General features: G+C 70.9%; 15 protein-coding genes. 9 read left to right on the top strand and 6 right to left on the bottom strand.

The window, feature by feature from the left end:
* The coding region (locus C1I95_RS26025) for a hypothetical protein (RefSeq protein ID WP_438941338.1) at positions 1-324 on the bottom strand (324 nt) is incomplete at its 3' end.
* Positions 325-537: 213 nt separating this feature from the next.
* Here C1I95_RS26025 and C1I95_RS26020 point away from each other — a divergent pair.
* The 4 genes from C1I95_RS26020 (at position 538) to C1I95_RS26005 (ending at position 3342) form a co-directional block, all read left to right on the top strand.
* The gene (locus C1I95_RS26020; protein ID WP_111217587.1) at positions 538-855 is read left to right on the top strand and encodes a hypothetical protein; all 318 of its coding nucleotides are present in this window, start codon (positions 538-540) and stop codon (positions 853-855) included.
* Positions 856-989: 134 nt separating this feature from the next.
* A complete protein-coding gene (locus C1I95_RS26015) occupies positions 990-2390 on the top strand; it encodes an MFS transporter (RefSeq protein WP_233513892.1) in 1401 nt (466 codons plus the stop codon).
* A 110-nt stretch (positions 2391-2500) separates the two neighbouring features.
* Positions 2501-2695 (top strand): hypothetical protein, encoded by a 195-nt coding sequence (locus C1I95_RS26010; protein ID WP_111217585.1) that lies wholly within the window; start codon positions 2501-2503, stop codon positions 2693-2695.
* Positions 2696-2793: 98 nt separating this feature from the next.
* Positions 2794-3342: a YbaK/EbsC family protein gene (locus tag C1I95_RS26005; protein WP_111217583.1), complete on the top strand. Its 549-nt coding sequence runs from the start codon at positions 2794-2796 to the stop codon at positions 3340-3342.
* A gap of 75 nt (positions 3343-3417) precedes the next feature.
* On the opposite strand, the gene C1I95_RS26000 is transcribed toward C1I95_RS26005, so the two are convergent.
* The 4 genes from C1I95_RS26000 to C1I95_RS25985 are packed head-to-tail and all read right to left on the bottom strand — an operon-like array spanning position 3418 to position 6768.
* Positions 3418-4053 (bottom strand): DsbA family oxidoreductase, encoded by a 636-nt coding sequence (locus C1I95_RS26000; RefSeq protein ID WP_111217581.1) that lies wholly within the window; start codon positions 4051-4053, stop codon positions 3418-3420.
* A 20-nt stretch (positions 4054-4073) separates the two neighbouring features.
* Positions 4074-4502, bottom strand: a complete 429-nt coding sequence (locus C1I95_RS25995; protein WP_111217579.1) for a SufE family protein — start codon at positions 4500-4502, stop codon at positions 4074-4076.
* Positions 4503-4528: 26 nt separating this feature from the next.
* A complete protein-coding gene (locus tag C1I95_RS25990) occupies positions 4529-4954 on the bottom strand; it encodes a CBS domain-containing protein (protein ID WP_111217577.1) in 426 nt (141 codons plus the stop codon).
* A gap of 53 nt (positions 4955-5007) precedes the next feature.
* Positions 5008-6768, bottom strand: a complete 1761-nt coding sequence (locus C1I95_RS25985; RefSeq protein ID WP_111217575.1) for a proline--tRNA ligase — start codon at positions 6766-6768, stop codon at positions 5008-5010.
* A gap of 283 nt (positions 6769-7051) precedes the next feature.
* Here C1I95_RS25985 and C1I95_RS25980 point away from each other — a divergent pair, with 283 nt between their 5' ends.
* The 4 genes from C1I95_RS25980 (at position 7052) to C1I95_RS25965 (ending at position 10559) form a co-directional block, all read left to right on the top strand.
* Positions 7052-7582, top strand: a complete 531-nt coding sequence (locus tag C1I95_RS25980) for a SigE family RNA polymerase sigma factor (RefSeq protein ID WP_111217573.1) — start codon at positions 7052-7054, stop codon at positions 7580-7582.
* Positions 7579-8775, top strand: coding sequence for a PD40 domain-containing protein (locus C1I95_RS25975; protein ID WP_111217571.1), 1197 nt, complete (start codon positions 7579-7581; stop codon positions 8773-8775). The genes C1I95_RS25980 and C1I95_RS25975 overlap by 4 nt, the downstream gene beginning before the upstream one ends.
* Before the next feature lie 179 nt (positions 8776-8954).
* The gene (locus C1I95_RS25970) at positions 8955-9863 is read left to right on the top strand and encodes an alpha/beta fold hydrolase (protein WP_233513891.1); all 909 of its coding nucleotides are present in this window, start codon (positions 8955-8957) and stop codon (positions 9861-9863) included.
* An 84-nt stretch (positions 9864-9947) separates the two neighbouring features.
* Positions 9948-10559 carry an SgcJ/EcaC family oxidoreductase gene (locus C1I95_RS25965; protein ID WP_111217567.1) on the top strand — a complete coding sequence of 204 codons (612 nt, stop codon included), beginning with the start codon at positions 9948-9950 and terminating at the stop codon, positions 10557-10559.
* A 114-nt stretch (positions 10560-10673) separates the two neighbouring features.
* On the opposite strand, the gene C1I95_RS34900 is transcribed toward C1I95_RS25965, so the two are convergent.
* On the bottom strand, positions 10674-11897 hold the full coding sequence (locus tag C1I95_RS34900; RefSeq protein WP_146605849.1) for a hypothetical protein: 1224 nt from the start codon (positions 11895-11897) through the stop codon (positions 10674-10676).
* Between the two features lie 268 nt (positions 11898-12165).
* Here C1I95_RS34900 and C1I95_RS25955 point away from each other — a divergent pair.
* Positions 12166-12914 (top strand): SGNH/GDSL hydrolase family protein (locus tag C1I95_RS25955; protein WP_111217563.1); only part of this gene is annotated, 749 nt, incomplete at its 3' end.

Genomic DNA, 12914 nt, shown 5'->3' with positions numbered 1-12914 from the left:
CGGGATCTCCGGGTCCGGCTCGTGCGGGCAGGTGCGTTCGGTGCGGGCGACGGTGGCGATGAGGTCGCGCAGTTTCGGTTCCGGCGTGCCGACCGCCACGACCACCCGCCCGGACGGGGCGTTGACCCGGGCCCAGAGCACACCCGGAATCCGTTCCAGCGCCGCTTCGACCTGGCGGGCCAGGACGTCCCCGCCGTTCTGGCAGACGCCGTGCACCTCGATGTGGTGCCGCCCCGGGCGGGACCACACCCGCCGGCTGGTCAGCCCGACCACGCGGGCCAGCCGGGTGGCGGCCGCACCGACGGTACGGGAGGCGTCGCCCATCACCGGCGGTACGGCGATCGGCGGCCGGAGGCGGCGGACGAGGCCGCCCAGGGACGTCATCGACGGGTACGACGGGTCGGGTGGTCGAGCGGCTTCCCGTTGCCCCTGCCGTGCCGCATCTCGCCTCCTACCGTTCGTGCCCGGCGGCCTGGCTTCCCGGCGGGACGTCCCTTATGCCCGCTCAGGCGAGGGAAGTTTCCTGCCCGGGCGGGCATGGACGGCGCCGGCGGTGGAATCCATGTTGGGCGTCATCGTCAGGGGGAGGCCGACATGAGTGCACTGACAAGACAGCTCAGTGGGACGCACGAGACGCTGCGGGCGTTCACCCGCCGGATGGAGATACCCGGGCTCGGCGAGGTGGCCGTGCCGCCGCCGGACAAGCTCGCCTACTACGCGGGGATCGGGGTGCTCGCGGCGCTTCAGGTGATCGAGTGGCCGCTGGCGCTGGTGATCACCGCCGGGCATCTCCTCGCCGACCAGCACCTGTCCGGGCTGGCGAAGGGGGTCGGCGAGGCGCTGGAGACCGCCTGAGGTAAGCCTCGTCACCCTTGACCTCAAGGTGGGTTGAGGTCAGAGGCTTGGGCCATGCTGATCGACCCGCTCCGGTCCGGGGTGACCGTCCCCGGCCGCCGCCCGCGCCGCACGACCTGTAACGCGGGCGCTCGGTGACGGCCACCGTCCCGGTGGCCGGCCCGACCCGGGTGGATGCTCTCCTCGCGCCCAGGTTGCGGGCGATGACGGTGGGCAGCGTGGCGCTGGTCTCGTTGCTGGCGTTCGAGGCACTCGCGGTGGGTACCGCCATGCCGACCGTTGCCCGCAGCCTGGACAGGCTGGCCCTCTACGGGATCGCCTTCGGCGGCCCGTTCGCCGCCGGCGTGGTGGCGATGGTGCTCTCCGGTATCTGGTGCGACGCCCGGGGCCCACGCGCACCCATGTGGTCCGGCCTCGCCGGTTTCGTCGCCGGGTTACTGCTCGCCGGTGGCGCGAACGCGATGGGCACGCTCGTGGTCGGTCGGATCGTGCAGGGTTTCGGCTCCGGCCTGCTGTCGGTCGCGCTGTACGTCATCGTCGCGCAGGCGTACCCGGAGCATCTGCACCGCCGCATCTTCGCCGCGTTCGCCGCCGCCTGGGTCGTCCCGTCCCTGGTCGGGCCGGTGCTGGCCGGGCTGGCCGTGGAGCACTTCGGCTGGCGGTGGGTCTTCCTGGCGGTGCCGGCGGTGGCGGTGCCGGCGGTGTTGCTGATCCACCCGGGCCTGCGGTCGGTCGGCCCGGTCCAGCCGGCGGCCCAGGGCGTGCACCGGCCGGCCGGCGTGCTGGCTCGGATCGGTTGGGCCTGCGGGGCGGGGGTGAGCGCCGCACTGTTGCACATCGGGGGCCAGCAGCGCGGCGTCACCGCCGTGGCGCTGGTCGGGCTGGGCCTGGTCGGTCTCCTGGTCTGCGCCCCGCGCCTGCTGCCCGGCGGGTTCCTGCGGGCCGGGCGGGGGTTGCCCACCGTGGTCGGGCTGCGTGGCCTGGCCTCGGGCGCCTTCGTCGGTGCCGAGGTGGTGATCCCGTTGATGCTGTCCCGGGAGCGCGGGTTCTCGCCCACGGCGGCCGGTCTGGTGCTGACCACCGGCGCGGTGGCCTGGTCGCTCGGCTCGTGGCTACAGGGACGGATTCGTGCGCCCCGGTCCCGGGCCACCCTGCCGAGAGCCGGGCTCGCCTGCATCACGGCCGGTACCGCGGTGGTGGGGGTCTCGGTCGCGCCGGCGGTGCCGGTCTGGGTGGGCGTGCTCGGCTGGGCGGCGGCCGGGCTCGGCATGGGGCTGCTCTACCCGTCGCTGTCGGTGCTGACCCTGGAGTTGTCCGCCCCCGGCGAGCAGGGACGCAACAGTTCGTCGTTGCAGCTGTGCGATTCGCTCGCGGCGGCGACCGTGCTGGCGTTGACCGGCGCGGTGCTCGCCGCCGGAGCCGCGCCCGGCCCGGGCAGCTACGCGGGGACGCTCGTGGTGGCCGCCGGACTGGCGCTGCTCGGGGCGTTGCTCGCGGGTCGGGTGGTGCCTGAGCCGCGTCCGGCGCCGGCCTGAAAAGGGTCGGCCCATGCTGGCCCACCTGGCCGAATTCCTGGCGGACACGTACGGGCGAACGGCCGCAAGATGACGCCCCCTCCCGTTCACGTTCGCCCTACCGTCGGGCCATGCTCACGATCGTCGCCACCGTCATCCTCTACGTCTGCGGGTTCGTCTTCCTCTACGGAGTGATCCGGCTCGCCGTCCGCCACGCCTTGGAGGACATCGAGATGCGCCGGGTCCAGGCCGAGCGGGTGGAGGAGATGTCCGCGGCCCGGGACCGGGCCATGTTGCAGAAGCACGGCTTCCTCTCCAACGGCTGATCCGCGACCCGCTCGTCACAGCTGGGCCGACTGCTGCCGGCCCGCTGCGCCGACTGCTGGTGGTCATGCCCAGCGCGGATGCGACGATCGCATGCGTGATGGGAACTTTGAAGACCGAGCCTGCCCGCACCCGACTCGACCTGCTGGCCCCGCCGGTGGCCGCCGCGCTGGCCCAGTGGCCGGCCGACGCCCCGGTGGACGTCGACTCGGTGCTGGTCGCGCCGATCGACGCCGACCTCGCCGACACCGCGGCGTTCTGTGCCGCGTACGAGGTGGGGCTGGAGGAGTCGGCCAACTGTGTGGTGGTCGCCGGAAAACGCGAAGGCGTGGTCCGCTACGCGGCCTGCGTGGTGCTCGCCACCACCCGGGCTGACGTCAACGGGGTGGCCCGGCGGGCGCTGGACGTGCGTAAGGCGAGCTTCGCGCCGATGGCCGACGCGGTCGAGCTGACCGGCATGGAGTACGGCGGGATCACCCCGATCGGTCTGCCACCGGAGTGGCCGATCCTGGTCGACGCGCGGGTGGTCGCCACGCCGCACGTGATCGTCGGTTCCGGCGTACGGCACAGCAAGATCGCGCTTCCCGGGGCGGCGCTGGCCGCACTGCCGGGTGCGCTGGTGGTGGAGGACCTGGCCCGGTCGGCCTGACCGTCGACCGGCGTCGATCTGGTTGCACGTGAAACATCAGCGCCGTCGATGAGCCGGCCGACGTTCGGTGGCGGGTCAGTCGCCGGTGGACTCGCGACGGTCGACCTCGGCGAGGGCGGCCAGCAGGGTGGCCGGTTCCTGGGCGCCGCTGACCGCGTACTTCCCGGCGAGCACGAAGGTGGGCACGCTGGTCACCCCGAGCTGCCGGGCGGCGGCCAGTTCTGCGGTCAGCTCGGCCACCCCCTCGTCGGAGTCGAGGAAGCGCCGCGCCTCGTCACCGTCCAGCCCGACGCCGGCCGCGACGGCCGACAGCGCATCCCGGGAGCCGATGTCGACGCCGTCACTGAAGTGGGCGCGGTGCAGGGCGTTGACGGTCTCGTCAGCACGACCCCGCTCGCCGGCCCAGTTGATCAGCCGGTGTGCGTCGAAGGTGTTGGCCGCGATCGCCCGCTCGAAGTGGAGGTCCAGCCCGACGCTCGCGCCGACCTCGGTGACCTGGGCGGCCATCTGCTGAGCCCGCTCCGGCCCGCCGAACTTCGCGGCCAGCGCGTCGAGCAGCGGCACCGGCTCGGTCACCGGTGACGGGTCGAGCTGGAAGGGGCGGTGCCGGACGATCACCTTGCCGTCGTACGACGCCAGGGCCTGCTCCAGCCGGCGCCGGCCGATCCAGCACCAGGGGCAGACCACGTCGGCGTAGATGTCGATCTCCATAACCGGCAACAACCCGCTGGTCAGCCGATCTGTTCCCGGACCTGCCGCTTGAGTCGGGCGAGGATGGCGGTGCCGCCACGTACCCGCAGCGGGCTGATCGCCTGTGCCAGGCCCATCCGCTGGTAGAGGTCGTCGGGTACGGCGAGCACCTGCTCCGGGCTGGCGCCGGCCAGCCCCTCGGCGAGGATGCCAGCGAACGCCCGGGTGGTGGGCGCCTCCGGTGGGCAGTCGAACAGCGTGCGTACGGTGCCCTGCGGGGTGACCTCGGCGCGGAGGAAGAACGGCGTCTGGCACTCCGGCACCTGTTCCATGCCCTCGTGCCCGGTCTGCTCCGCCGGCAGCGGCGGTACGGCGTCGGAGTACTCCAGGAGCATTTCCAGCACCACGTCACGTGGGGCGGCGGCGAACTCGCCGACGATCTCGGCCAGCTTGCTCGGCATCTCGGGCATTCCGCCAGGCTACCGGCGCCGCCGGCTCACACAGTGGGCGACTGTTCGCTGATCTCGCTGAGGGCCGAGGTGGGGTCGAGCTGCATCGCCAGGTCGCCGAGGGAGACGATGCCGACCAGCTTGCGCTCGTTGTCGCAGACCAGGATCCGGCGGATGCCGCGCTCACGCATCAGCGACGCGGCCTCCCCGGCGGTGCAGAACTGCTCGATCATCACCACCTCGCGGGTGATGACCGAACCGATGGTGGTGGCGGTCGGGTCGGAGTTCTCCGCCACCGCGCGGATCACGATGTCGCGGTCGGTCAGGATGCCGGCCAGGTTGGCGCCGTCGGTGACCACCACGTCACCGATGTCGGCGTCCCGCATCACCCGGGCGGCCTCTTCGAGGGTGGTCTCCGCGGGCAGATAGATCACCTGCCTGGTCATCGCGTCAACGACCCGGTAGTCGGTCATCAGAGCCTCCAGACAAACTGCCGATCAGGGTGCGGTACCCCGTCACGCGACGGCTACACCACGTTCCTGCCTACCGTGCCCAGCAGACGCTCCGCCACCGTTTCGAAAAGAAGCTCGGAGCGTTCTCCGGTCGCCCGGTCGCGCAGTTCGACGTATCCGTCGGCCAGGCGGCGGCCGACCACGACGGTGCGCGGGATGCCGATCAGCTCGGCGTCGGTGAACTTCACCCCGGCGGAGACACCGGCGCGGTCGTCGACCAGCACCCGCAGGCCGGCGGCGGCCAGCCGCGCACCGAGGTCGAGCGCCGCGTCCAGCTGCGGACCCTTGCCGGCGGCGACCAGGTGTACGTCACACGGCGCGACCGACTCCGGCCAGACCAGTCCCCGCTCGTCGTGGTGCTGTTCGGCGATCGCGGCCACCGCCCGGGACACCCCGATGCCGTAGCAGCCCATGGTGGGGCGGACCGGCTTGCCCTGCGGCCCGAGCACGTCGACGGCGAAGGCGTCGGTGTAGCGGCGGCCGAGTTGGAAGATGTGCCCGATCTCGATGCCCCGGCGCATGGTCAGCCGGCCGGTGGCGCAGGCCGGGCAAGGGTCACCGGGGCGTACCTCGGCGGCCTCGACCGTGCCGTCGGGGGTGAAGTCCCGGCCGCAGACCACGTTGGTGGCGTGCCGGCCCGACTCGTTCGCGCCGGTCAGCCAGGCCGTACCCGGCACGATCCGGGGATCGACCAGGTAGCGAACGGCGAGCTTGTCGAACACCTGCGGCCCGATGTACCCACGGACCAGCTCGGGATGCTCGTCCCAGGCGTCGAAGACGTCCACGGTGGCCGGTGCCAGGGCGGCGGCCAGCCGCTTCAGGTCCACCTCCCGGTCGCCGGGCACTCCGACGACCAGCAGTTCGGCCGCCTCGACGCCCGGCCGGCGGACGGTCAGCACCACATTCTTCAGGGTGTCGGCGGCCGTCCAGTCGTCCCGCCCGGCGAGCCGCCGCTCGTTGGCCAGCGCGACCAGGCTCGCGATGGTCGGCGTCTCCGGAGTGTCGTGCACCTCGGCGACCGGCGGTGCCTGTGGGTCGCCGGCCGGCGGGGCGGGCGTGGTGACCGCCTCGGTGTTGGCGGCGTAGTCGCAGCCGGTGCAGCCCACGTAGGTGTCCTCGCCGACCGGCGTGGCGGCCAGGAACTCCTCCGATGCGGAGCCGCCCATCGCCCCCGACATCGCGTGCACCACCGTGTAGTCCAGGCCCAGCCGGTCGAAGATCCGGCGGTAGGCGTCCCGGTGCCGGTCGTACGCCGCACGCAGGCCCGCCTCGTCCAGGTCGAAGGAGTAAGCGTCCTTCATCAGGAACTCGCGCCCGCGCAGCAACCCGGCCCGGGGTCGGGCCTCGTCGCGGAACTTGGTCTGCACCTGGAACAGCGTCACCGGGAAGTCCCGGTACGAGCTGAACAGGTCCTTCACCAGCAGCGCGGCCAACTCCTCGTGGGTGGGCGCGAGCAGGTGCTCGGCACCCCGCCGGTCCGCCAGGGTGAAGATGTCGTCGCCGTACTCCGTCCACCGGCCGCTGGTGCGGTACGGCTCCGCCGGCAGCAGCGCCGGGAAGTGCACCTCTTGGTCACCGATCGCGGTCATCTCCGCCCGGACGATCTCGGTGACCCGGTCCAGCACCATCCTTCCCAGCGGCAGCCAGGTGTAGCCGCCCGGCGCGGCGCGGCGGATGTACCCGGCGCGCAGCAGCAGCCGGTGGCTCGGCACCTCCGCGTCCGCCGGGTCCTCGCGCAGGGTCCGGAGCAGCGTGGTCGACATGCGCAGCAGCATTGCCGCAGCGTACGACCGAACGCCACCCACAGCGATCCCATTTGCCGACGCCGCCAGTCGACGACTGTCAAAGCGGATCTTGGTACGAAACTGCCCCCGGCGGGGCGCTTTCGTACCAAGAACTACGCGAGGGTGGGAGGCATGATGCGGGCACCGGCGCGCCTGGGACGGTGATCGCTTCCTACTGCCGGAAAACTGGCGAGGGCGGCAACCACCGTCGCCCTGAAAGACGTCTGGAGGGGCGTCCGGATACCACGCACCAACAGCCTGAGGATCGGCCTTTGTGGACTTCCTGGTGAGTGAGTTCGACTCGTTCGTCCGCAGCCGTACGTCGGCGTTGCTGCGTTCGGCTTACCTGCTGACCGGTGACCAGCACTTGGCCGAGGATCTGGTCCAGTCGGCGTTGGCCCGGACCCACCGTGCGTGGAGCCGGCTGCATGACAGCGGCAACGCCGAGGCTTACACCCGCAAGACGATGTACCACCTACAGGTCTCCTGGTGGCGGCGGCGCCGGGTACCCGAGTCGATGCCGGGCGTCCTGCCCGAGCCGCGCGGCGGCGATCCGGTGCCCGACCACGCCCAGCAGACCGCCCTCCGGTTCACCCTCCGGGCAGCGCTCGCGAAGCTCTCCGCCAAGCAGCGCGCCGTGCTGGTGCTGCGGTTCTTCGAGGACCGCACCGAGGCGCAGACTGCCGAACTGCTCGGCGTCACCGTCGGCACCGTCAAGAGCCAGACCGCCAGGGCGCTGGCTCGGCTGCGCACCGTCGCGCCCGAGCTGGCCGAGCTCTACGCCTCGGAAGGAGCAACCCGATGAACGAGGAACGCCTCCGGCGTGACCTGGCCGAGTTGGCCGACGAGGTGACCATGGTCGACCTGCGGGAGCGGAGCCTGCGGATGTCCCGGCGGCTCGGCATCCAGCGCGCGCTCGCCTCCTCGGTCGCCGTACTGGTGGTGGTCGGCGCGATCACCGGTGCCGCTGTCGCGGTCCGACCCCACCCGGACGGCCCGGCGCCGCTGCCGGCCGACACCCCTTCGCCCCCGGTCTCGGTGACGCCGAACGTGCCGGTGTTGTCGTCGTCCGCGGTGGCCCTGCGCGCCGGCCAACTCGGGCGGATCGTCTACGGGCCGCTCGACGTGACCGATCGGACAGTCCTCGAAACCGACCAGCAGACGACCGTGCCGGCCGACCTGTGGTCGTGGCAACCAGGTGTCGCACCGAGCCGGCTGCTGTCCCTCCCGGAAGTCGCCGCGGTCGCCAACGCCACCGTCTCCCCGGACGGGCGTCGGATCGCCTGGGTCGAAATGGACGACAACGGGGTCTGGGGACTGGTCGTCGCCAACGCGGACGGCTCGGACAAGAGCTGGATGGTGTCGCAGGTGAATCACCTCTGCCTCGCCCCGACCTGGTCCCCGGACAGCCGTCGACTGCTCTTCTGGGAGAACCTTCCGGACGTGGGGCCTGGCAGGTACGGAGTGTTGGACACCGCGACGAAGACGGTCCGGTGGTGGTCAGGCGACCGCAACCGGGGTGGCTGTTACGCGGCCTGGTCCGCCGATGGCGGGACGATCGCGATGCACACGAGTGACTTCACCATCACGCTGTACGACGTGACCGGCCGGAAACTGCGGGAGGTGCCCGATCACGGGGGGTTCGGGGCCTGGTTGTGCTTCGCGGTGGTGAGCGCATCGCCGGACGGTTCCCGACTGGCCGTGGTGCGGTTCGCCACCGGCGACGACGGGCCGGGCAAAGGGCCGGGCGACCTGCCTGGGCAGAACCTCTGGGCCAACGCGCTGATCGACAGCCGGACGGGCAAGGAGATCACGTTGCCGCTCGGCGGGCGGGAACTACTTCAGGTGTTCTTCCGTGCCGACGGGTCGATGGTGGTCCGGGTGCGTTCCGGCCACGGAACCGTGCTGCTGCTGATCGACAAGGCCGGGCGGCCGGTCGGTGAGGTCGGCGAGCCGACCGAACTGACCGCCATGCAGATCGTCGGCGTCACCGGATGACGCATCCTAGCCCTGCGGAGACCTGCCGCCTTGTCCTTGCCTGAACCGCCGTCAGCGCCGGTCTCGGAGCCCTAGGTTTGCTGCGCCGCCCTCGGGTGCACGCCCCCAGCGGTCGTCAAACCCGCCGGAGCGGCCCGCCCCGGCGGCCGGCCGGCAGATCGAGGGTAGGGGGTAGTGGCTTGTTCGACGAGGTGAAGCAGGTCGACGCCGGAGTCCTCAACGTCGGGTACGTCGATGCCGGCCCGGCGGACGGTCCCGTCGTGCTCCTCCTGCACGGCTGGCCGTACGACATCCACAGCTTTGCCGACGTGGTGCCGCTGCTGACGGCGGCCGGCCACCGGGTGCTCGTGCCGTACCTGCGGGGCCACGGCACGACCCGGCTCCGGTCTGCCGAGGCGGTGCGCAACGGCGAACCGGCGGCGATGGGCGTCGACGCCGTCGCATTCCTGGACGCCCTGGACGTGGGTACGGCGACACTGGCCGGGTTCGACTGGGGTGCGCGGACGGCCGACGTGGTGGCCGCGCTCTGGCCCGAGCGCTGCCGGGGACTGGTCTCGGTGAGCGGCTATCTGATCGACGGGCAGGAGTCGGGCAAGGCACCCCTGCCGCCGAAGGCCGAGTACGCCTGGTGGTACCAGTTCTACTTCGCCACGGAACGTGGTCGACAGGGCTATGCGAGGAACACCCACGACTTCGCCCGGCTGATCTGGCGGACGGCCTCTCCGAAGTGGGACTTCGACGACGCCACCTTCGACCGCAGCGCCGCCGCGCTGGACAACCCGGATCACGCCGACATCGTGATCCACAACTACCGGTGGCGGCTGGGCCTCGCCGACGGCGAGCCGCAGTACGCCGACCTGGAAGAGAAGTTGGCCACCAAGCCGACGATCACGGTGCCCACCATCACCCTGGAAGGGGATGCGAACGGGGCACCGCACCTGGCGCCGGAGGTCTACGCCAAGCAGTTCGCCGGCCCGTACGAGCACCGCACGGTCAGCGGCGGCATCGGGCACAACCTGCCGCAGGAGGCGCCGCAGGCGTTCGCCGATGCGGTGATGCAGGTCGGGACTCCACGGACAAGCGGCTGATCGCCCGAGCAGAACCGGCCGACTAGTCGACCGGCGAGGATCTATATTCGGCTCCACCGATCAATGAGTGGACGGGAGCCACGCATGCGCAGCACGCACAGGAGCATCGTCATCGGTGCCCTCGGTGCCATCCTCGTCGTCGGCGGCGCCATCAGCGCCGCAGCGGCGACCACCCCACAGGCCGCACCGACCGGTGTCGTGCCGTCGCAGACAACCGTTGCGCCAACCGCCCCGACGGCGACCACGAACCCAACTGCCACGCCGACCGCGACGCCGACTGCCCCGCCAACTGCGACGCCGAAGCCGACCGAGGCACCGACCGAGCAGCAGATCAAGGATCTCTTCAAGCAGTGGAACGACGCGCTCGCCACCCGCGACCCGAAGAAGGTGGCGGATCGGTACGCGCCGGACGCGGTCCTGCTCCCGACGGTGTCGAACAAGGTCCGTACCGACCGGGACGGGATCATCGACTACTTCACGCACTTCCTTGAGTCGCGGCCGTCCGGCACGATCAAGGAGTCGAAGATCAAGATCCTTGGCCCGACCGCTGCCATCGACACGGGCGTCTACGTGTTCACGCTGACCAAGGACGGGGTGGAGTCGAAGGTCGAGGCCCGCTACACCTTCGTCTACGAGCTGCGAGACGGGAAGTGGCTGATCGTCAACCACCACTCCTCGGCGATGCCGGAGAAGTAGGCTCCTCGCCCGTTGTCAGCCCCGCTTGGCGTACCCGATGAGAAGGTGCGCCAAGCGGGGCGGCAAGGTGAGCACGGTCAGAATCGACCACGACTCCGTTGCCCCCGGCCGTGTCTATCCGTGCGACAGTCGATTTCGGCGCCGGGCGAGGAGCAGCATGATGCCGCCACCCGCCACCATGGCGAGACCGGCTCCGGCGATCAGCCCGATCTGCGGCCCGGTGATCGGCAGGCTACCCCCGCCACCGCTGCCGTCGTCGCCGTCGTCCCCGCCACTGTCGCTTTCGCGTTTGGCGACCACGACGGCGAACCCGTCCTGGTTGTCGCTGGCATCCACGTCGGCTGCCGGTACGGCGACGGCGTTCGCCGGCAGTTCGGTCCGCTCCGGGCCGGATCGGGCGTCGATCCGCTCGGTCAAGCCCTCGACCTGCACAGTCCCGCCTGCCAATGTGACGGGTGCCTTGGTGTCGGCCGACACGGTCACCAGATTGTGCAGCTCGACAGCGGAGTGAATGCTGTCTTTCGGGTCGGTGTCCTGATCGGCCGGTACGAGCGCGAGGGCATCGTAGGCACAGACAGCCGAGCGTCCGTCGTCGTCGATTGCACACTCCCGCGGCGGCTTGGTGAAGGTCACGCCGGCGGGCAGGCGCAGCGTGACGTTGATGCCGCTGACCGCCTTCCGACCCTGGTTCACGACCCGGTACCGCACCGCGCCCGTCGTACCCGGGTGCAATTTTCCGGCAGGTTCGAGCCTGCCGCCCGCGCCGACGCGCACCGCCTGCTTCACGTCCGGCGCCACCACCAACAGGTCGGCTTCGGCATCGTCGACCACCTTGAGCGTGAACCACTTCCTGTCGGTGATCCGCTTCTCGTAATCACCCCAGGCCATGCTCACTTCGATCTCGAACCTGCCTTCGAACGGCTGTTGCAGGCCGCGGAGGTGAACATCAATGGGGATATCCACCGTCCCGCCGGGTGCCGGCAGCAAATGCGGAAGCACGTCCGTACTGGCCTGGCAGTACCAACTTCCGGAGTCGCCGTCACACTCGCCGGAGGCACCGCGCTCCGCCCATATGACCGTGGCTCTTTCGTCCCACTCCGGCCCGAAGGAGTGGACCCTGAACTCGATCGCGGTCGGGGTCTCGTCGGTCAGATTGCTTAATCTCAGGTGGACCGTCTTCTTCGGGACTCCTAACGAAACCGTCATACCGCTCAGATCAAACGCGAACTTCGCCTCCGTATCCACTGCGGCGGCGGGACTGGCGGGGGTGGCCATGCCGGTAAGAAGGAGCAGCGCGGCGGCGACTGTTCGAGACAGCCATCGACGACCAACAGTCATAGCAGAACCCTTCAGGTGAGCGGACTGGTGTTACAGGACACTATTCGCGATGTGCTCGCGGCGGTACTACCGCCCACCCGGAGCGCGCCACCCGTCCGGCCGGGATTGAGATCATTACGCGCGCGGTGTGGATGATCTCTGACACGTTCCCGCCTGCGGGGCAGACCGGTGAGCGTGCTTGGTGCCACACTGCCGGGTGTTAAGAAGGGGCCCCTCTACTACCGCAGGCGTTAAAAAGGGGCCCTTCCTTACTCCGAAGGAGTGGGCAGTGCGCTGGCGCAGTTTCGTCGCGGTCGGGGACAGCTTCACCGAGGGCCTGGACGACGCCTACCCGGACGGCAGCTTCCGGGGCTGGGCGGATATGGTCGCCACCCGGCTCGCCGCCGAGGCCGGCCCCGATTTCCGGTACGCGAACCTGGCCATCCGAGGTCGTACCTTCCCGAACGTGGTGGCCGAGCAGGTGCCGGCCGCCCTGGCGATGAAGCCCGACCTGGTCAGCTTCGCCGCCGGGGGTAACGACGTGCTGCGCCGTACCTTCGACCCGGACACATTGGTCGACCGCTTCGACGAGGTGGTGGGCCGGTTGCGCGGGGACGGCGCCGACGTGGTGCTGTTCCGGTTCGCCGACGTGATGGCGCGGCTGCCCGGGCAGCGGCTGATCGCGCCCCGGGTCGCCCTGCTCAACCGGGCCGTTGGCGAGACGGCCGAGCGGCACGGCGCGATCCTGGTCGACCTGTACGCGGACGACACGTACCTCAACCCGATGCTGTGGAGCACCGACCGGCTGCACCTGTCCCCGGTCGGGCACCGCCGGGTCGCCGGCCAGGTGCTCACCGGGCTCGGCGTCGGCTGCGACGAGGAGTGGCTGCTGGTCCCGCCGAACCCGAAGCCGAGCCCGTGGCTGGCCGCCCGCACCGCCGACCTGCGCTGGGCCGGCCAGCACCTGGCCCCGTGGATCAAGCGCCGCCTCACCGGCCGCTCCTCCGGCGACACCCTCGCCCCCAAACGCCCCACCCT

This window comes from Micromonospora craterilacus, assembly GCF_003236315.1.
In the GTDB taxonomy this organism is placed as follows: Bacteria; Actinomycetota; Actinomycetes; order Mycobacteriales; family Micromonosporaceae; genus Micromonospora; species Micromonospora craterilacus.
The sequence above is the reverse complement of the archived record's forward strand: the minus strand, read 5'-3'. Positions and strand labels throughout refer to the sequence as shown.